General features: G+C 44.0%; 15 protein-coding genes. 1 reads left to right on the top strand and 14 read right to left on the bottom strand.

What is annotated here, in order from left to right; all coding sequences use genetic code 11:
* Positions 1-543 precede the first annotated feature (543 nt).
* The 4 genes from AC08OG_RS07070 to AC08OG_RS07055 all read right to left on the bottom strand — a co-directional run bounded on the left by AC08OG_RS07070 (position 544) and on the right by AC08OG_RS07055 (position 5,917).
* Positions 544-3,999: a TonB-dependent receptor gene (locus AC08OG_RS07070; RefSeq protein ID WP_482930444.1), complete on the bottom strand. Its 3,456-nt coding sequence runs from the start codon at positions 3,997-3,999 to the stop codon at positions 544-546.
* Positions 4,000-4,072: 73 nt separating this feature from the next.
* Positions 4,073-4,255 carry a hypothetical protein gene (locus AC08OG_RS07065; protein ID WP_482930443.1) on the bottom strand — a complete coding sequence of 61 codons (183 nt, stop codon included), beginning with the start codon at positions 4,253-4,255 and terminating at the stop codon, positions 4,073-4,075.
* 122 nt (positions 4,256-4,377) lie between these two features.
* Positions 4,378-5,349, bottom strand: a complete 972-nt coding sequence (locus tag AC08OG_RS07060; RefSeq protein ID WP_482930442.1) for a FecR domain-containing protein — start codon at positions 5,347-5,349, stop codon at positions 4,378-4,380.
* Positions 5,350-5,368: 19 nt separating this feature from the next.
* Positions 5,369-5,917 carry a sigma-70 family RNA polymerase sigma factor gene (locus AC08OG_RS07055; protein ID WP_439503208.1) on the bottom strand — a complete coding sequence of 183 codons (549 nt, stop codon included), beginning with the start codon at positions 5,915-5,917 and terminating at the stop codon, positions 5,369-5,371.
* Positions 5,918-6,572: 655 nt separating this feature from the next.
* On the opposite strand from AC08OG_RS07055, the gene AC08OG_RS07050 reads away from it, so the two are divergent.
* The gene (locus AC08OG_RS07050) at positions 6,573-7,568 is read left to right on the top strand and encodes an ion channel (protein ID WP_482930441.1); all 996 of its coding nucleotides are present in this window, start codon (positions 6,573-6,575) and stop codon (positions 7,566-7,568) included.
* A gap of 26 nt (positions 7,569-7,594) precedes the next feature.
* On the opposite strand, the gene AC08OG_RS07045 is transcribed toward AC08OG_RS07050, so the two are convergent.
* From AC08OG_RS07045 to AC08OG_RS07000, 10 genes are all read right to left on the bottom strand, one after another.
* The gene (locus AC08OG_RS07045) at positions 7,595-8,266 is read right to left on the bottom strand and encodes a flavodoxin family protein (protein ID WP_482930440.1); all 672 of its coding nucleotides are present in this window, start codon (positions 8,264-8,266) and stop codon (positions 7,595-7,597) included.
* A 122-nt stretch (positions 8,267-8,388) separates the two neighbouring features.
* Entirely contained in the window at positions 8,389-8,844 is a 456-nt protein-coding gene (locus AC08OG_RS07040) for a DUF892 family protein (protein WP_482930439.1), read from the bottom strand.
* 20 nt (positions 8,845-8,864) lie between these two features.
* Entirely contained in the window at positions 8,865-9,296 is a 432-nt protein-coding gene (locus tag AC08OG_RS07035; RefSeq protein ID WP_482930438.1) for a CBS domain-containing protein, read from the bottom strand.
* Positions 9,297-9,571: 275 nt separating this feature from the next.
* Positions 9,572-11,311, bottom strand: a complete 1,740-nt coding sequence (locus AC08OG_RS07030; protein WP_482930437.1) for a sensor domain-containing diguanylate cyclase — start codon at positions 11,309-11,311, stop codon at positions 9,572-9,574.
* Positions 11,312-11,567: 256 nt separating this feature from the next.
* A complete protein-coding gene (locus AC08OG_RS07025) occupies positions 11,568-13,043 on the bottom strand; it encodes a B12-binding domain-containing radical SAM protein (protein ID WP_482930436.1) in 1,476 nt (491 codons plus the stop codon).
* Positions 13,044-13,199: 156 nt separating this feature from the next.
* Positions 13,200-13,739: a glutathione peroxidase gene (locus AC08OG_RS07020; RefSeq protein ID WP_482930435.1), complete on the bottom strand. Its 540-nt coding sequence runs from the start codon at positions 13,737-13,739 to the stop codon at positions 13,200-13,202.
* 105 nt (positions 13,740-13,844) lie between these two features.
* Positions 13,845-15,497: an ABC transporter ATP-binding protein gene (locus AC08OG_RS07015; RefSeq protein ID WP_482930434.1), complete on the bottom strand. Its 1,653-nt coding sequence runs from the start codon at positions 15,495-15,497 to the stop codon at positions 13,845-13,847.
* A complete protein-coding gene (locus AC08OG_RS07010; RefSeq protein ID WP_482930433.1) occupies positions 15,494-16,690 on the bottom strand; it encodes an ABC transporter permease in 1,197 nt (398 codons plus the stop codon). Before AC08OG_RS07010 ends, AC08OG_RS07015 begins: the two co-directional genes overlap by 4 nt.
* A complete protein-coding gene (locus tag AC08OG_RS07005) occupies positions 16,683-18,065 on the bottom strand; it encodes an ABC transporter permease (protein ID WP_482930432.1) in 1,383 nt (460 codons plus the stop codon). Before AC08OG_RS07005 ends, AC08OG_RS07010 begins: the two co-directional genes overlap by 8 nt.
* 13 nt (positions 18,066-18,078) lie before the next feature.
* A complete protein-coding gene (locus AC08OG_RS07000) occupies positions 18,079-19,959 on the bottom strand; it encodes a peptide-binding protein (protein WP_482930431.1) in 1,881 nt (626 codons plus the stop codon).
* Between the last annotated feature and the right edge of the window lie 38 nt (positions 19,960-19,997).

Raw genomic sequence — 19,997 nt, 5'->3', positions numbered from 1 at the left:
CTCCCATTTCATTCCTTAATGGATTTATATTTTTTATGCTCTCTTCTGCATGAAATTTATCTCTTGCTAATGCTTGCTTTACTTAAACCTTGCACTATTTACCGACTTATTTAGTTTTTCAGGGTTTAGGACCTTTTATGGCACCGCCCCCTAAATCATATAAAAATTTATGAGGATTTCTAACAAAAAAAAGGGTGTACCTGACTGGGGAAACAAGTACACCCTTCGCTCAAGTTCTAAGCAAAAACTTGCGTATCTGTGTCTTAAAAAACTCATCGGATCAAAGTTGGCATCAGATTTACTTCCTATCCAATTCTCATCAGTTTTCTACTGAACCAAACTCAGGTAATGAATAGTAAAAAATCTGCCTCCTTAGAATTTTTACTATGCCTCTGTCCCTAACAATAGACGGGCATTTGTGACTGCCCGAAGCTCCCATTCATCACAATCTTTAATTCGTGCCTTAATACTTACCAAGATTGTGGTTGAATCCCTTTTGAGGCAGTCGCAAATGCACTGCCTTTTTCCCTTATCCCTAAACTATTAAAACCGCCATCTCATGCTAAGCCATGCCCCCCTTGGTGCTCCCGGTGCCACAAAGTTTGTGCTATCCCATTCCAGAGAGTTATGGTTATAACCATCTGGTCCAATTGCGCCATAGGTTCCTGGTGAGAATGGGTTACGCCCTAAGGTTCCAGCGGTAAAGTACTCATGATCAAACACATTATTCACTAACAGATTGACGCTTAAATTTTCATTAAAGTTATAGGTACTTTGGACATTAAACGTCATATAACCGGGCACTTTACCCGGATTACTAGTGGGTTTTCTGGTTACAACCGTTTGTACACCACCATCATCAATTGTTTCGGTGAGTACTACACCACGACGGTGTTTGTTGTTTTCGTTACCACGTACATAACTTTCTGAGTGTGCAATCGCTGTTACCCCAATCTCCCATTTAGGGGTAATCATATAGCTCACCGTGGCATTTAAATTATGTAAAGAAACACCTGGCATCCGATCTCCCGGCCCAACATCTATCAAGCGGCTATAGTCGTAATTACCGATAAAATCTTCATAGGAGCTGCTATTGTCATTACCTGCAATGGTGAAATCATCTTCAAAGGTCGCGTGCGTCAGTGCATAGTTGACACTAAATCCCCATCTGTCTTTTTGACCAGATATACCCAATTCAATCCCTTGTCGGCGGGTATCTCCAATGGTGTCAAAGAAGTTACGATTACCAGGAAAAGTAATCAGATAGAGATCATCTTTTAAATTAGTTTGGTAGGCTGTGATATTCCACTGAATCCATTCATCCCAAAGACCACGGGCGCCAATTTCCCATGTCTCGGCTTTTATCTGAGGCAAATAGGGGTCACCCGATAAATTTGAAGGCAGAGAACATGAACGATTCTCTTGAAGACTTTTATAAGTACCCTTCGAGCCAACAGGTGTTTTATCCAAAGCGCAACCCAGTTCTATTACAGAAGGCACGCGAACACCTTGAGCAAAGTTTGCATAAATATTCAAATCATCCCTAGCATCCCATGCCACGCCCAGAGAGGGATTTAACGAGTAGTAACTAAAATCCTCCCTTTCTTCTGGATTTTTTAAATTTAATGAATCAATTTCTTCATAGCCGGTAGGACAATCAACTCCAGGTGGGCAAATATCATAACTGTCAGGAAATGCTTCCAATTGAGTCAAATCGAAAACAAATGTACCGTAGTTACGGGAAGCAATTTTATTATGCCCTTTAGTATCGTTATACCGCGCCGAAGCATTGAAGTGCCAGTTGCTGACTGGGCTCCACGTTTCACTGAAATAAAGACTTTTGGTTAATTGCTCGCCCTCAAAGTTATTATTGCTGATAGGTATATCCGCAGCGAGATACTGATCACGAATCTCATCAGGAGCATAATAAAATTCACGGTTTGGGGTGAATAAACCCAATTGTTGTGAAGTGGCATATTCAGCTGTGGGACGATCAATTGAGGCACCGATCATAAATTTGTGTTTTTCTGTGTTCCAGTTCAATTGAATGGAAGCGCCATCGGTTATCTGATCAATACTATTATCCGTAAGTACGGCTGTCGGGGTACCATCAATCACACCAGGATTGGTCTGACTATAGTTAGCGCCATCAGCCGTTTGAAACCCACCGTCAGGACCAGTTACTTTCAATTGGTTATTGTTTATATCACCTTGACAAACATCCGCATTAGTAGGGGGTTTGATTAAAAGAAGTTGTTTCACACCATTTTTGGTGTAATGAAAAGCAGCTTGTGATAAAGAATTAACAATAAACCCTTGAAGAAAACCGGGTTGAGCGGTAACAGTTTTTAAACCAGCAAGATTACTCTGCGTCTCGTATAGATAATCGGAACCTGGAGTGGGCTTTTCTAAATTAGTAAGTCCCCCAGGTTGCAGAATGTTACCGGTGTAAAAGTTTTTATCATAAGCAAAATATTTTTGTGCATAATCAACATAATAATCAGGCAACTCTGCATTTAATGCGTCCGGGTCCAATGCCTCAATTGCTGCAAAAGCATCCTCTAGACTTGCGTTTGCAAAACTCGTGAAAGCCGCTTGCTCTGCAGAACCATCAGCAACAACATAATAATCAGGTAGACCATAATCATTACTGGATTCAAACAAACAAGTATATTCCTCTCCTTCATTTAAATTACGCCTGATATAGTCATTGCCTCCAAATTGCGTATAAACATCAGCACCTTGTGAATCCCGTTTACTATTTCGTCTATAGACTTGTCCGGTGACGCTGAATTTATCATTGACTTGGTAGGCAGCTGCTAGCTGAAATTGCTGCAGTCTGTTTTCGGTGACGTCAGGCGAAGTGAAAACACCATTTCGATCTTGTCGATATTCTTCAGTTGGAATCAGCCCATTACCAACCAGATCTGTCTCTACAATTAACGTACTAAGATGTAGATCCAGTTTGTCACCACGATAACTGGCTTTACCAAAAAACTGGTTGACCTCACTTGGTGAATTTTCCCGCCAGCCATCTTCCATAAAAAAGCTGCCTGCCCCGAAGAATGCAATGGTGCCATTATTCCAGCCGCTCTCTGCCAGTAATTGTTCACGACCAAAGGAGCCTTTCATCACGTCAAAAACAGTATCTGTAAAGTTAAAACCATCTTTGGTTTTCATGGTGAATGCACCGCCCAAGGTGTTTAATCCAAAAATTGGATTGGAACCCGGAAACACATCTACACCAGCAATCGCGTTCATCGGAATCATGTCCCAGTTCACTACATCACCGAAGGGCTCGTTGACCCGGACACCATCTAAGAAAACACTTAACCCTTGTGGCGTACCGATTTGTGGCCCCGCCGTAAAACCGCGGTATTGAATGTCCATCTGGAAGGGGTTGCCCTGGTAATCGTTAACCGTGACCCCCTGGAGTTTTGAGTTAAATAAATCGGTCATACTTAGAGATCGGGCATCTCTAATCTCATCAGCACTGATGCTTTGCACGTTCCCGGGAATTTCTTCTTTGGTGAGTCCAAGACCTGGCATTGGGCCAATCTCATAGAAACGTTGTGCACGAACATTGACCTTTTCCAGTGTCAAGGTTGCTTCTTCGCCCAAAGCGGGTAATGCTGGCACTAGAAAATATCCACCAGCTTGATCATCGATCGCTTCGAGACCGCTGTCTTTTAAAAGACGGTTAAAGCCCTCATCAACAGAATATTCGCCATCCAAGCCTTTGGTTTGTTTGTCCTTGGCGATGGAGGGATCAAAGGTTAATCGCACGCCGGTTTCGGCGGCGTACTCTGAAATCGCTTTGCTTAATGGTCCCGCTGGGATGGAATAGTTTTTTCTGGGTGCTTCCTGCACAGTTTCATCTGCTGCCATTGCAATATGATTCAACGGTAAAGTTGAGGCCATACTCAGTGAGGCAACTGATAGACAACGATAAAACTTTTTCTTCAGGCAGAGTTTGCCCTGATTGTGCAAATTCAACATTCTCTCTCCGATCTTTTTTGTTCTTCTATTAGCTATGCCAATCGAAAATCGAAAAGTGACAATTTTTTTGAAATTATTTTTGAATTTTTTTGAAACGAGGGTCTGTTGGTCTTTCAGAGCCACCACTGCTGGCGGCTATTTTTTTGTTCAACAAGGCGAAAATGATGCGATGTAGTTGTTCTAAATAAATCATTTTCAACACAGTTGGGCGGAAAAATAGCCCCAGCCCTTCGGGTTGAGGCTGAAAATGCACCACTCCGTGTTGCTCGTCGTTTATTTAGAATGACTAAACTGCCCTCCTCGCGCCTTGATTGGTGCATTTTTAGTCACAACAGCGGCGGATATGAAAGACCAACAGACCCTGGATATTTGGCCGGTTTAAGCTGGTTTAAGCATAACCAGATAGGGCGTGAAACTTTCAATACGAATAGAAAGTGTTTTAGCAATGCTGAGTAATGCCGCATCCACATCGGTGATTGGAAAAGCGCCTGAGATTTCTAAATCAGCAATCGCGGGATCACATCGCACCACACCATGGCGGTACCGGGATAGTTCGTCGATGACTTTTGCCAGCGGCATGTTATCAACAATGATAAAACCTTTGGTCCAGGCATCGGCAGCTGACATATCAAACAACATTTTTTGCTGGAATAGCATTGAGGTGAATTTCACCTCTTCACCGGCATTGACCACGACTTTATCGCCGAGTCCGTCTATGGGCCTGACTTCTACTGCATCTTCAAATACATTGACGCAGCTGCGATTGTTATAAATGCGGGTACTAAACCGGGTGCCTAACGCCGTCACGGTGCCATGCATGGTCTGAACGATAAAGGGACGATAAACAGGATTGGTTTCTTGAGCGGTTTCAACATAGACCTCGCCTTGCAGGAGTCTGACGCTTCTGATTTGTTCGTCAAAGTGAATCGAGACTTTGGTATCGGTATTTAAAACAAGTCGGGTGCCATCATCCAATCTGAATTTTTGCACCTCACCTTTTGCTGTGGAGTAGTCCGCCATAAAGTGATACCAGGGCTTTTCTTTATAAGTCAGCCAACCTGCTGAACTGACGGCTAACAATAGACCCAGGTTTTTAACGAACTGTCTTCTTCCATTGATTGCAGGTGTGGCCACATACCTTCTATTCAGTACGGCCATGCTGGTTTTTGTATTGAGGCCCATGAAGCAGTTGGTGACTTCTTCGACTTGTTGCCAGGCAAGCTTGTTGGCCGGATCGGCATTAAGCCACTCTTTCCAGGCTTGGCGGTCTTGTTCTGTAGCGCTGCCAGAGGTTAACTGAACATACCAGTTCGTCGCGTCGTGCAAAGCTTTGGTATTAGTATTTGCCATATGTAACTGTGCAAGCCGTTTAGGAAGACATGTTAATGCAGTGTAATAACGCCTTAGCAATGTACTGACGAACTGAGCTCACAGAGACCGATAACCGTTCAGCAATTTGAGCATGTGAGAGTCCTTCAAGCTGAAACCACAAAAAAGCACTTCGCACTCTGTCTGGCAACCCATCTAACATCTCATCGATCTGAGTTAGCGTTTCAATCATGATATTGATGGTTTCGGGTGAAGGCGCTTCTGCCTGAGGTAAGTTGGCAATTTCATCGAGGTAGGCCGCTTCAATATCCCGGCGTCGAACATGATTGACCATCAAACCATGGGCGATGGTGGTGAGATAGGCCCGGGGTTCTTTGATATTGCTCAGGTCATCTTTTTGCAGGACACGGGAGAAAGTATCTTGCATCAAGTCGGCAGCATCAAAACTGCAGCCCAGCTTTTTGCATAGCCATCCCATGAGCCAACTATTATGTGATTGATAAAGCTCTGTAATCAGTGAATCTCTTGTTTGAGTTATGGTATTCACATTACAGACATCTACTTCTTGGTATAAAGCGGCAGTACTCAAATGACCTCTCCCAGTAAACATGTTGAGCGAATTTTTAAAGGCTCGCCCGCCTGTAGCAGTGAAAAGCTGACTCAATTTCCCACCACCACCATGTAGGCCAAGTCTGTGATGCGAATCACAGAGTGGGCTTCAATTTACTACGTAAAGAAGGTCAAAAATATAGGAAATAATCCTAAAGTTATAAGGGAAGATTTATTTATTGGTTTTCGCTATATATCCCGCGCCATCACTGACTTTGAAGTTAAATATTATTTTTATGAAAGACGGAATTACCATGATCACCTCCATATCTTCTCTTAATATCAATTGGTATTTAGGGAGCAGTAACGAGTTGTCCACGTTACTTTTATCCAAACCGGTTGACGCTTATCAAAAGCTTTAAAGCTTCCAACTGGCTCAAGTACTTTGAGTAAAACGGCTATGGAGTGATGAGAATAAATAAACAATTTGGAAGCTAAGTTGGTTAACGAATTATTTTCGTGCAATCAGGTAAAAATTACCTACTGAATAAATACTTTGTTAATGGTCATCTATTGGTTGCTCTTCTCTGAACGCAAATAATCGCCGGGTACAAATTTTGCGTAAAGTTTTTCAATTATTCTTAACCGGGGGCTGTTGATCTTGCATATCCCCGCTTTTTTATTATGGAAATGACATGCTGACATTCATCGGTGCCGTGCTGGTTTTTATTATTATGGTTGATGCGGTCTGGACGACGTTAACGACTCGGGGCAGTGGTTTTTTAGCAGGTCCTTTAACGGTAAGCCTTCGATGGGTGATGAGATCTCTTTCCTATAAAACGGGAAATCGTAATGTGCTCGCCCATACCGGCACATTGACTATTATCACGCTGGTGCTGTTTTGGTTATGTGGTTTATGGCTGGGCTGGGGCTTAATCTTTATTGGTATGCCAGGCAGTGTAATAGAAGATGGGGACATGCAACCGGCAAATCTGGTGGGGTATTTTTATTTTGTGGGCTTTACCTTATCTACACTGGGCATCGGCGATCTGCGTCCGGTGGGAGATATTTCACGGATATTGACCAGTGTGGCAGCTTTTAATGGGCTAATTCTCGTCACCTTGATGATCTCCTACGCTATTCCCTTACTTAACGGTGTTATTAGCCGACGCAAATTGGCTTTTTATTTGTCGTTGTTAGGTGACAATATGACCAATCTGGTGCTGAATGCCTGGAATGGAGAGGATTTCCGCGATCTTGAGTCGACCATCCATTTAGTGTCTGGTGAGATAATCCAATGTGCAGAAAATCGCTTGGCCTATCCGATATTAGATTATTTTTACAGTTACGAACGAGAGTTTTCCTTGGGATTGCAACTGGCAACAGTCGATGAGGCACTGAACTTGTTGGTTTCAGGTGTCGATAAGTCATTGCTGCCAGCAGAATCCACCATCTTAAATATTCGTAAAATCATTCAGCTTTATCTTACTCGCTGCCATTCAGCATTAAGCCACATTGAGGCAGATGTGCCGCCGCTTCCTTCTCTGTCACCTCTCAGTCACTCCGGCCTCACATTGCAAAGTGATAAGACGTTTGAATCCAGCATGGCAGAGTTTAATGAGCGTCGAAGGTTACTGCATAAACTGGTTTTACATGAAGGCTGGGAATGGACAGATGTCAGCCCGGCATAATTGAACAACTTCAATGGGCTTCATGGTCAGTCGCTCATCTGCTTGGATTTTTCACCAATAGCAATGATATCTGTGCGATAAGGATTGGCCTTGAGTGTTTGTGCCAGTTGCACCATGTTATGCACCATTAGCAAGGTCATATTATTGGTGAAAAAGTGTTTATCGCCCCCGGCTTCAATATAACTCGGTCCCGGACCGGCATCACCAACGTAGTAGGTAAACGCATTGACCGGTAGCGTAAATCCTTGCTCGGACAAGTCCAGCATAATACTGGCGGAGGCTTTTTTGGCACCATCTTCATTACCGTCTACCATGACGCCAGCCACTTTATTAAAAGTGGGATATTGACCATTTTTGTTATTGCCTTCACTCATAATGCCATCCATACGTTCAACGACCATTTTAGACACCGAACTTCTATCGCCACGCCAAATCGGTGTCGCGATAATCAGCATATCGGAAGCGTAAATACGTTCGAGAATTTTTGGCCATTCATCCTCACCTTTTTCATCCGAAGTATTACCAAAACTTACATGGTAATCGACCACCCTTATGGTTTCTGTCTCGACCTCCAGATCGTTCAATACTTTGCTGGCAACATCAATAAAGGCATCCGTATTTGAGGTGGCTGGCGACTGTTTTAACGTGCAGTTCAAAAACAGAGCTTTTAACTGATGGTTGGAATCGGTGGCACTCATAAAGTACTCCTGATAGTAAGTTAAAAACGTTACTGGTAATGGTCGTGAAGCAACGTCGCGAAGTGAACTGTTTGAAAATCGGGTGAGAGACAGAAGCGTCCCCTCACCCGTTGGTGAGGCGTTTAATGTGGCTCATGCAGATGATGAAGTGTTGTTTCCAGCCATTCTTTATGACGACGTTCATCTGCCAAATGATCTTGCAAAATTGAATTCACTGGCTCAGGAAAAGCTTCTTGGACATTTTCCTCATAGCGATTATTGGTCATGACTTCATTCAACTGCATGGCCTTCAAAATACCGTCATCACCTGCCAATTGAGCAATGTGTACGCTGCCATTGGTGAGGATTTTTTTCAAATCACCCTTCTCTGGTGGCGCACCACCCTCCTGGCAAACAATCTGGCTGAGGACGGCGATATGATTTTCATGATCCTGCATAAATACATTTAACTGATCTCTGTACTGTGGATTTTCAAGTCGCTCGATGGCGGCTTGATAAGCTGAAATAGCGTCATAATCCATTTCTATAAGATCATTCAATTTCTCAACAATATTTGTTTTTTCCAGGGTTTCACTCATGATAATTTCCTTATTCAATATTAATGAGTGGTCTGGACGCCTTCTTTAATTCCCTTCAAGGCTTGCCCTACCTGGACAGAATTTAAATGTTGAGCCATATCGCCAATACTGACGACGCCCACCAAAGTATTTTCATCATTGAATACAGGCATTCTTTGAATCTGTTCATCATTCATCAGTACAGCCACTTCTTCAATGGTATTTTCTTCGTGGCAGGCAAGGACTTTTACGGTCATCACTTCATCAACTGAAATCTCTGATAAATCATTCACCTGAGATACGCCGCGAGTCACAATATCTCTATCCGTTATCGTACCGACTAAGGTATTGTCATCAGCAATAAGCAGAAAGCCGATATCCTGGTCTCGCATGATTTGAGCCGCTTCTCTGACCAGCGTCGAAGGCAAGATCGTTGTAACTTCAGTGTTCATAATTTCTTTTACATGCATCATGGTTTATCTCCTTTGCATTGAGAGTTTTGATTTCTCTATCTGTCAGGAATTTTTGCAATGCATATGCCAACCTTTTGCTAAGCGCCTAAAAGCGCTCCGTAAGGAAGGTTTATAACGTCAACTGATAAAAAAGATGAGGAAATATAAAACAAGCTCTATAAAAATTTCATTTAACAGGAGTAATTTTTACCAGGGATTTTATTGGACTATTACCTAAAAGGAAGGAGTTTGGGGCTATTAAAAAGAAAATAGTGAATCGGTGTTTGAGAACAGAATTATCGTTCGGTTAACTTAACGTCATACATCCGCTTATCTGCAGCATTTAAAAGCTCATCTGCCGAGGTTGCATCCTGTGGGCAGGCAGCCATACCGATGCTCGCTGTGACCGACAGGCTTTGATCGTTATGAATTAGCGGTTGTTTAATGGTTTCAACAATGGATTTAATAACCCGTTGGGCCTGGCTTGGTGAGGTTTCGGGTAATAAAACTGCAAATTCATCACCGCCCAGTCTGGCTACGGTATCTGTTTCACGCAGGATGCTGCCGAGTTGGGTGGCGGTATGTTTAAGGATCTCATCCCCCACATGATGACCATAGTTATCATTAATTTCTTTAAATCCATTTAAATCAATAAATAAGATGGTAAATTCACGTTTATGACGCCGATAGTTCTGTATCAGTTTATTTAAAAACTCAAAGAACATCAGGCGGTTGGGAAGTCCAGTCAGTCCATCATGAAATGCCTGCCATTCCAGCTTAACTTCAGCCTCTCTTCTACTGGTAATATCAATAATAAACGCCAGTACGTGTTTATCATCCAGGGCGGTGAGACGTTCCAGAAAATAATATTCTTTGCCGTTTAATACCAATGGATATTCAATGGTTGACGGTTCTCCCGTCTTTACTGTGGCAGCCATCAACGCGAGTTTTCTATCTACCAGATCTGGGTCCAGCAGTTGTTTGATATTCATGCCATTTAATTTATCGGCATCAACCAATAAAGGAAAACTATCTTCTACTTCATGGTCAATTATTTTGCCATCCACCCGCATAGTCAGCAGTAAATCAGGCATCGCATCAATAATGGCTTTATTTCGCTGATTAAGCACCGCTAACAGTTTTCTGGATTCAATCTGTTTGAGCAGTTGGTTACCTAAAAATACTAATAACAGCGTGAAAACTATCAAAATGATGATATTTCGCGTCACCACCTGTTGTTCATATTGTCTTATGAGTTGATCGGCCGACGCACGATTTTCAGCGACAATGGAGAACATTCCCCATTTATCGAGAAACTGAAAATCGCACTGGGCATTGTTCTCTAATTGAACCCGATGAATACCCAGCTCAGTTGAGGCCAGATATTTATGATCTTTGCATAAACTATAAATATCACTTTTATGCAGTCCTTCGTACATACTGGATGACCAGATGAGTTTGCCGGACTGATCGGTCAATACAGCAGAAATATTTTTGTTCTTGGTAATGCTTCCAAGCTGAGCAGTCAGGTCTTCATTTTTAAGGGTCGCCACCACCACTCCCCTAAACTTATCTTCACTATCCCGAATCGGATAGCTCATCATGATAGATAGTGCACTTTCTTGAATAATGGATTGCCTCGGTGAGGAAATGAAAAAACTGGTGTGTTCGTTTTGAATGTGTTCGGTAAAATAATCCCTTACCGAAATTGGCTGTTGAGATCCGGGATTGGTAGAAAATGTAATTACACCTTTGCTATCGGCAACATATAGCTGCCATATGGTGGGATTTAGATTTTTGAGTCTTTCAGCGTAAGCAGCGACTTGCTGCGGTGCCTCAATACTCATAGCGCCAAGCTGTCTGAGGTTTGCTCCTACAAAAGAAAATTCTTTATCAATCAACTCGGCTTGTAACACCGATAACATGCCAACCCGCTGATTGATCTGCTCATTAATCGGATTTTTATAACCAGAGACTTGTTGGTGGTAAAAATAACGCAAACTCATCGCACCAATAAACCACACAGAAAGCAGCATAAAGACTACAAGCGTACGGTTAAAAAATAATTGGTTGATATGTTTTGTCATATCTTAAGGATATCGTCTTGATCGTGAAAACACACTAAAAACTCTTTGTGATTCGGATAGTTGCGCACAGTTTTAAAAGAAATATCCGTTGAGAATTTACATCGCACTTTGGGAGATTAGTTTCACTGTAAAATTTACTTTCAAACGAAGTTGTGCGGTTAATTTGCCAGACTCTGACGACCACATATCTAAATTTTCAGGATATTTACATAACACCTTCGAATTCTCTGGCAGAGGGCTTTAACGGTTTTTTATTAATATCATGTACCGCACGCATTAAACGGAAAGCTGCCCAATAATACGATTTTTTGGCAAGTTTAGCGTTGGAATGCCTGATAGTTGCAGAATTGACATCAAGCTGTTGGACACTTATTTCTGGAAACTTAGCAGAATTGTTGGCCAACATTCTGGCGACAGGAGTGTCGGGCATCAGTGTGAACCTATTTAGCATTATTCGTTCAATATATGGAGTGTGTTGGACGATAAATTGTCTCGTCAACATTACATCGTTAACCTCTTCGCCCGGATAACCAATAATAGCCGTCATTCGAACGCTGATTCCCGCGTCATGGGCATCCTTCAGAAATGTTGAGACTCTATCCAGCTTGATTCCTTTGGCCATTAGTTTAAGCATTCGCGGACTGCCTGACTCCAGTCCACAGGTGATTCGAACCAGACCGGCTTTCGCAGCTTTTTGCAAATCGGCTTTTGACAGACCATTATCCATTCTTGAGTCCACATGAACCGAAGCTGTCCATTGTGCATTAGGAAATTCTTTCGGGATCCTTTCTATCAATTCACGCCAAAGCACTAAATCCGAATTGAGCTTTAAATCGAGAAATACAAATAATTGCGAACCGAATTGAGTGCTTTGAAAACGCATTTCTTCAATGACGTTGTCGATGTTTCGACTACGGAAGCTTCTGCCTGAAGCCGTACTCACATCTGAACAGAATGTACAGATATCCCATTCGCAACCACGACCGGTCATTAATGGAATAACTTTATTGGGATAGGCATGCCAGGGAAAGTCAGAAAAATCTGGAAATGGCAGTTTATCCAAATTCAGTAAAGGCAGGGCGATATCAATAGATTGCTGTTCTGCTTTGTAAACACCCGGATAAACATTAAGTTCATTACCTTTTATAACATCTGCAATCAGGGGAATTAATTGGGTTTCAGGTTCGCCTGCATAAACTGCTGTAACACCAGGTATGTCATGCCATAAGGCGGCAATTTCCTGATAAACAAACGCACTCCCACCAATAACGACCGGAATCCCATCCTGCTGGCAGAGTTTACTTATTTCACAAGTGATATCGTAATACATCGTATAGGCTGAAATAAGCACTACATCGGGCTTTTTTAATAATAATTCCTGTAAATACTCCAAAATGACTTTTTTATCTTCTGAGCCACCGGGATGCAAAGCCTGTTGAATGAATTTACGAACTCGCTTGACCAATTTACTTGGGGTAACAGCAGTCCAGTGCTTTAGAAAATTTAAATAGAGTTCACGACGACGTGCCTGTGTCAGGCGAGGATAGCCTGCAACACCCTTGGCAAAGGGCGAAAGAATATCAACTTCAATTTCATTTTTTCTTAGCACACTCGTCAGATAGCCAACTGACAAGGTGGGATAACGTGAAAAGTTATTTAAGTCGATGACAAGCACACGCATATCGCTTCCTTGTAATGATGAGTTGCACAGGCACTGTTTTACTACATCCTACATCGAAATGCTGTATTCGCTATATAAAAAATGGCTTGATGAAAGTGCATACCTCACACTTCCAACAAGCCAGATAGATTTGCTGTTGTAAAAAGTTTTAGTTAATCACAGTAATGACTCAATGGCATCCGTCACCTGTTTATCACTTGGTTTAACTTTGCTGGGAAAAGCGGCAACGACTTTGCCGTCGGCATTAATCAGGTATTTACTGAAATTCCAGCCAGGTTCTTCGCTTTGCTGGTTAATTTCCTGAAACACCGGGTTGGCTTTCTGACCCGTTACAAAACTAGGAGCAATCATGGTAAAGGTCACGCCAAAGTTTTCCCGGCAAACTCGCTCAGCTTCGGCTTCGTCTTTTGCTTCCTGATTAAAATCATTACTGGCAAAGCCCACTACCATCAAACCACTTTCTTGATACTTCTGATGCAAGGCCTCCAGCCCTTCAAACTGGCGCGTATAACCACAGTGACTGGCGGTATTAACGATGAGTAATGGCTTGCCATTGGCCACTTTACAGAGGTTAACTGTTTCGTTGGAATGCAGTTTGGGCAATTCATAATCCAGAAATTCAGGACAGGACTCTGCTGCCTGAGCCGAGAAAGAAAGCATTAAACTTGATATTAATAGTAAGACATAACGCATCATAAAATCCTTTGGCTAGAAGTAAGTCAAACCCTAGGGCTTGTTATCTATGCAGACCTTAGGGGCCACAAAAAGTTGATATAACGTTAAATTAATTATCTATCAGCTTTAAATGGCAGAAGCCAGATAGTTGTCATCTAACCGTGGCACGGCATCCAGCAGGTTTTTGGTATGCTCATTCTGTGGCGATTTCATGATTTCCTGGGTATTACCGGATTCTACTAATTGTGCTCTATGCATGACCACCATGCGATCGGCCAGATAATCCACAACGCCCATATTGTGGGTGATAAACAACATGCCAATACCCTCTTCATCGACCAGCTGTCTTAACAACCGCAAAATACCGGCCTGCACGGAAACGTCCAGAGCTGATGTTATTTCATCACACAATATAAAGCGTGGTTCCAACACTAAAGCTCTGGCAATGGCAAGACGTTGACGTTGACCACCGGAAAACTCATGTGGATAGCGCCATAGACTATCGGTTGGCATCTCAACCCTGTCCAAGAACCGCGCTGCGATTTGGGTGCGTTCAGCATCGCTACTGCCAATACCATGAACCCGCATCGGTTCGATTAACGTGGTATGAATCGGCAGACGTGGATTTAAACTTGACCCCGGATCCTGAAACACTACCTGCATCCGTCTTCGCAGTGGCCGCATCGCTTTAGCAGATACCTGGGTGATATCTTGGCCTTCAAGAAATATACTGCCGGATGTCACTTCCTGCAGACGTAACAAGGCTCGCCCTAATGTTGTTTTACCGCAGCCAGACTCACCTACCAGAGCAACAACCTCTCCTGCATTGACCTGCAGCGAAACGTTTTCAACGGCACGAAAATGATCGACTACCCGGCGCATTAAGCCGCGACGCACTGGAAAATATACGGAGACGTCTTTGACTTCCAATAAGACTTTTTCTGGTTTCACCGGCCTGTCTGGCCTGATCAGCCGTTCCGGTAATGCGGCTATCAGACTCTGGGTATATTCATGTTGCGGATTACGTAAGACATCTGCGGTCTTACCACTTTCCACCAGTTTGCCTTTACGCATCACCCCGACCACATCAGCAATTTGTGCCACCACGCCAAAATCATGGGTAATAAACAGCATGCCCATTCCATATTTGGTCTGTAAATCACGCATCAGCTTGAGAATCTCAGCCTGGACCGTTACATCAAGGGCAGTGGTCGGCTCATCCGCAATCAATAATGCCGGTTCGCAAATCAGCGCCATCGCGATCATCACCCTCTGGCGTTGACCACCGGATAACCGATGGGGATACTCCCGAATCCGACCTTCCGGGTCCGGAATCCTGACTTCTGCCAGTGCTTCCAGAATCTTCTGTTTACGTGCCTCTTCGTCCAGTTCGGGACGGTGTATCAGCAATACCTCTTCCAGTTGTTCGCCAATCGTCTGCACGGGATTAAGTGAGGTCATTGGCTCTTGAAATATCATCGCGATACGACTGCCACGGACTGATCTCAGTGTTTCGTCATCCGCATTGAGTAAGGCTATTTCAGGTAATTGTCCCTGAGGATCCGTTAACCTAATATGGCCGTCAGGATGCCGGTAATGACCATGCGGTAATAATCCCATGATCGATAACGCTGTCACAGATTTACCGCTACCGGATTCACCGACCAGACAGTAGGTTTGGCCGGGTTCAACCGCCAGACTGATATTATCAACCGCCCGTAACCAGTTATCGCCCTCACCCAGCTCTGTTACCAGGTTTTCAACTTCCAGTAACGTCATGACTGCATCCCCCGATTGGTATGGGGATCAACCGCGTCACGCAACGATTCACCCAACAGGTTATAGGCGAATACCGTCATAAAAATTGCACCACCCGGGAAAACCGCCAACCACCAGTTAAATGTCGAAGATTGCACGGCCTGATTAAGCAACTGTCCCCATGAAGGATCATCGACTAAACCCAGACCAAGAAAGCTTAACGTCGCTTCAGCCAGAATCGCAGAGGCCACACCAAAGCTGGTCGCGACCAGCAATGGAGCCAGCCCGTTGGGCAACATATGACGAAATAAAATGGATCGTAGCGGTAAACCACTGGCGATGGCCGCTTGAACAAAATCCTGCTGCCGAAGCTTGAGAAATTCGGCACGTACATAACGTGCATAGCCCGACCAGGCCGTTATACCAATAATCACCATCATCATGTAAATGGAACGGCCAAAAAACGCCACGAATGACAACAACAAAAAGAGGGTTGGAATAGCTTCAAAGATTTCCACCAGCCGCATGCCAATAATATCGACAATGCCTGAAAAATAGCCCATCAGACCACCAATAATGGTTCCGATAACCAAGGCAATTCCGGTAGCTATAAAACCAATTCCCAAGGCAATACGGGATGCATGGATCATTCGGGATGCTACATCTGCCCCATTTTCGTCAGTACCCATCCAATGGGTACGTTCGTTTACTGATAAGGGTGACTCAATCCCGGTATCGGCGTAATCACGAAGATAATCCTTAGCAGAATATGGAATCGGTGCCCGAATGATATTGTCGACTTTACCGGCAGCTTCCATTTCGCGGTAATGCTCATATACCACCAATACCGGCGGTGTTACGCTCGAGTAAGCAATAAATGACACCACAGCAATGCTGGCAACCCACAACAAAATCTTTTTCCCGGCAACAATTGATAAGGCTGAAATCACCAGGGTTATGAAAAAACCACTCAACCAGACCCAGTCCAGTGGTTCCATATGTTGCAGTAATGGGCTGGAAGCCTGTCCGTCCACAACCATGTAAAGCGGGTGACTGCTTGCCAGAAAGGGTGAAAAGGTGGCGATTAACACTAACAGCCCAATCCAGGCCAAACCGATTTTGGCGCTGGTGCGTTTTAACAGTGAAGAAACCACCTGTTGGGTCCAGGATTTAGACGGTTGCTTGACTGGAATATCGACGACTTGCTCAGTCATAACTGACCCTCGGATCAACAATTGCGTAGGCAATATCAGCCAGTAAATAGCCGACTAATGTAAGCAGACCGGAAATCAATGTGACCGATAACACCAGCTCACGATCACGGGTCTGCACCGCTTCAACCGCCAATTTGCCCATCCCATCGATACTGAAAATGCTTTCCACTATGACTGACCCCGCTAACAAACTGGGCAATAAAGTGGCCGATACTGTAATCAGTGGCAAAAGTGAGTTTCTAAAGACATGACGCCATAATACGGTTTCTTCATCCACTCCCTTCGCTCTTGCCGTGCGGGCATAATCAGCGGCTAGGTTTTCCAATAAAGATGAACGCGTCAACTTGGCAAGAAAGGCCAAACCACCATATGAAAGTGCGATAACAGGCAATACCAGATGCCATAACCGATCCAGTAGATAGCCGCCTTGCAGAATGTCCACTCCGAGTAATCGCGATATGGCTAATCCGAGTCCTATTCCAAAGGTTCCGGCTACGATAATTCTCAATGCAATATTATTAAGCCCAGCCAATAGCCTGAACAATAAGGCCATGGATGGAATCAAAAATAGATGCAACACCCCAAAAGCTTGACCATGCAGGTTAAACGCCATTGCATACCCTAGCAGAGCCCCCACAATGACCCCGGCATACTGCCGCTTTTTTAATGAAAAACTTACTGCAGCACTGATCAAAGCAACCGTTATCAATGCCACACAAAACACGGTAATAAACACATCGCCAAAGCTGCTAAATAATGGAAGGAATGTTTGATCCGCCGTTTCGCGGCGCATCAAACCCCCGGTTGGGAACCAGCGCCAATATTGCTCTGAAGCAAAAAAGCCGATAAACAAAACACCAGCCAGCATACTCGGTACTGACCATAAGCCGAGCAGGAAAATATTGGAGGTGACATCGAATCGTCCTCCCCGTTGGCGAGCGGCTTGTACGCCGATACCGATTGCCAGAGCATAAATCAGTGGTATTGAAATCAGATTGAGTAACAAGGTGATTGGTAGTCGTTCAGCAATCATATCGGTGACTGGTCTGCCATAACGAAAGCTGGTGCCGAGATCAGGACCTTTCCACAATGAAAACTCACCAAAACTACCATCAGCTAATCTTTCAAAACCAATCGGTGAAATATTATTTAACCAACGGACATATTGCACCGGGGCGGGCTGGTCCAGACCATACAATTTGTTGTAATAGTCTTCCAGGGCCTGACGGCTTTGCGGTTCCAGTTCCATGCCATCAACCAGCGACTGGGCACTAATACCGCCCGGAGCAGCAGCCATAACAGTAAACACTACAATAGTGATTCCGAGCAGCGTCGGAATCATCAGTAAGATGCGTCGCAGCAAATAATTCAGCATGTCTGTCTAACGCCTAGCGACTATGCTGCAGTTCGGCCGGGACATATATCTCTACCGGGACAGCCATAAGATTAAGCCCCAATGCAGTTTTTTCCAGGTTATGAATGCGCCGGTCAATAAAGGCCATGGTATTGCGACGGAACAGGAAAGTATAAGGCTGATCCTGCACCAGAATTTTCTCTGCCTGATGCCATAAATTCATGCGCTTTTCTTCATTTACTTCACCACGAGCTGCATCAATGATGGCATCCAGCTCAGGATTTCGGTAATTGATAAAATTATCGCCACCTTCAACGGTTTGGCTGGAATGAAACATCTGATAGATGTCGATTTCGATACCTGATGTCCAGGCCAAGGTGATGGCATCGAAGTTTTTCTGTTGGATATTTTCTACCATGACCGACCATTCAGTGGGATTTGGTTTCATGATAATGCCTGAACGAGCATATAAATCTCTCAGAAACAGCACCATGCGGCGAGTATCATCACTGTCCTGAAAGTAAGTCAGCGAAAACTCAAAATTGTCACCATCCGGGGTTTCCAATACACCATCATTATTGCTGTCCTGAAAACCGGCTTCCAATAATAATTCACGCGCTTTTTCAATATTATAGCCAATTGCCTCATTAGCCTTATCATGCTGAGCCGAGCCCGGCATAAAGGGGCTGGCTGCAGGTTGCCCATATCCCAGGAAAATTTCTTCCAATACTCTATCGATATCGGTGAGCATGGACATTGCGATCCGCACCCGTTTATCGGCAAATATAGTCTTTTCACCGCCACGTTCCTGATTCCAGGCAATAAAACTGTAACCTGCGGTAGGACTCATATATTCAAAATTCTGACTGCGTTCGATGATGTCTTTGTCATCCAGTAACGTTTGATATTCACGTGGACGAGCACTGTAGACATCAATATCCCCATTACGGAAAGTGGTTAAACGAGCACTATCATTTTCGATAATTCGCCAGACAATGCGATCAAAAGAAGCACTGACCGGTCCCCAATAGCGAGGGTTACGTACCAGTTCAACGACACCTGCATCGGGAGACCATCCTTCAGGATTGGCTAAACGGAATGGACCTGAGCCGAGCAATAAGCCCCGGCTTTCATTAAACGTCTGGGGATCATCAAGAAAGCGTCCATAAAAATGTTCCGGTAAAATTTCCAGACTGCCGGCCAGTTGTAAGCTATTAAAGTAGGGTTCCTTGAAGACAAATTCCACATGGTAATCATCCAAGGCAGTCACCCGCTCTATGCGCGAAAGATATGCACGACTGCGGGGTGCGGCTATTGCCTCATTCATAATGAAATTAAAAGTAAATTCTACGTCTTTAGCGGTTAATGGTTCACCATCTGAAAACGTAATATCACGACGTAGTGCAAAGGTAATCGTCAAACCATCAGCAGAAGTTGACCAGTCTTCTGCCAGCAATCCATTCCATTCCAGTGTTTCGGGGTTTCTGACCAGTAATGATTCCAGCACATATTGTTGAACTTCGGCGGAGTATGCGTCAGCAGAAACCAGGGGGGTTAAGGTGCGGATATTGCTGCCAAACGCCATCATCAACCAATCTCCCTGGGCATACTCTTCGTGTTCAGTCGCTCGGCGGGCACGTTCAAAAGCATCTGTCTCTTTGGTGACTGATTGGTCTGAAAAGGAGGTGTTGGCAGCACTACTGAAATCGGCCGTACGAATCGTTTTTTCAAGATTACGTAATAAACCACGCGTCGAGCGGATATCCTTGGCCTGCTCTTCCATAATACGGGTCATTTCATCCATCTTGGTCCACTGCCTGTCTATCTGAACCATAAGTAGCAGGAACATCACCACGAATAAACTTAATCCCAGCCAAAACCAGAGTTTACTGATACCTGCATTTCCATTTTTCATGCTTTATTTGCCTATTTCTCTGTAGATGTTTGTTATTT

This window comes from Methylophaga sp. F7 (assembly GCF_056863975.1).
This window is presented reverse-complemented; position numbering and strand designations above follow the sequence as displayed.

Excerpts from the sequence above, each read along its gene's own strand:
- AC08OG_RS07070 (WP_482930444.1), bottom strand. The coding sequence starts at position 3,999 with ATGTTGAATTTGCACAATCAGGGCAAACTCTGCCTGAAGAAAAAGTTT.
- AC08OG_RS07060 (WP_482930442.1), bottom strand. The coding sequence starts at position 5,349 with ATGGCAAATACTAATACCAAAGCTTTGCACGACGCGACGAACTGGTAT.
- AC08OG_RS07050 (WP_482930441.1), top strand. The coding sequence starts at position 6,573 with ATGCTGACATTCATCGGTGCCGTGCTGGTTTTTATTATTATGGTTGAT.
- AC08OG_RS07045 (WP_482930440.1), bottom strand. The coding sequence starts at position 8,266 with ATGAGTGCCACCGATTCCAACCATCAGTTAAAAGCTCTGTTTTTGAAC.
- AC08OG_RS07040 (WP_482930439.1), bottom strand. The coding sequence starts at position 8,844 with ATGAGTGAAACCCTGGAAAAAACAAATATTGTTGAGAAATTGAATGAT.
- AC08OG_RS07035 (WP_482930438.1), bottom strand. The coding sequence starts at position 9,296 with ATGATGCATGTAAAAGAAATTATGAACACTGAAGTTACAACGATCTTG.
- AC08OG_RS07030 (WP_482930437.1), bottom strand. The coding sequence starts at position 11,311 with ATGCTGCTTTCTGTGTGGTTTATTGGTGCGATGAGTTTGCGTTATTTT.
- AC08OG_RS07025 (WP_482930436.1), bottom strand. The coding sequence starts at position 13,043 with ATGCGTGTGCTTGTCATCGACTTAAATAACTTTTCACGTTATCCCACC.
- AC08OG_RS07020 (WP_482930435.1), bottom strand. The coding sequence starts at position 13,739 with ATGATGCGTTATGTCTTACTATTAATATCAAGTTTAATGCTTTCTTTC.
- AC08OG_RS07015 (WP_482930434.1), bottom strand. The coding sequence starts at position 15,497 with ATGACGTTACTGGAAGTTGAAAACCTGGTAACAGAGCTGGGTGAGGGC.
- AC08OG_RS07010 (WP_482930433.1), bottom strand. The coding sequence starts at position 16,690 with ATGACTGAGCAAGTCGTCGATATTCCAGTCAAGCAACCGTCTAAATCC.
- AC08OG_RS07005 (WP_482930432.1), bottom strand. The coding sequence starts at position 18,065 with ATGCTGAATTATTTGCTGCGACGCATCTTACTGATGATTCCGACGCTG.
- AC08OG_RS07000 (WP_482930431.1), bottom strand. The coding sequence starts at position 19,959 with ATGAAAAATGGAAATGCAGGTATCAGTAAACTCTGGTTTTGGCTGGGA.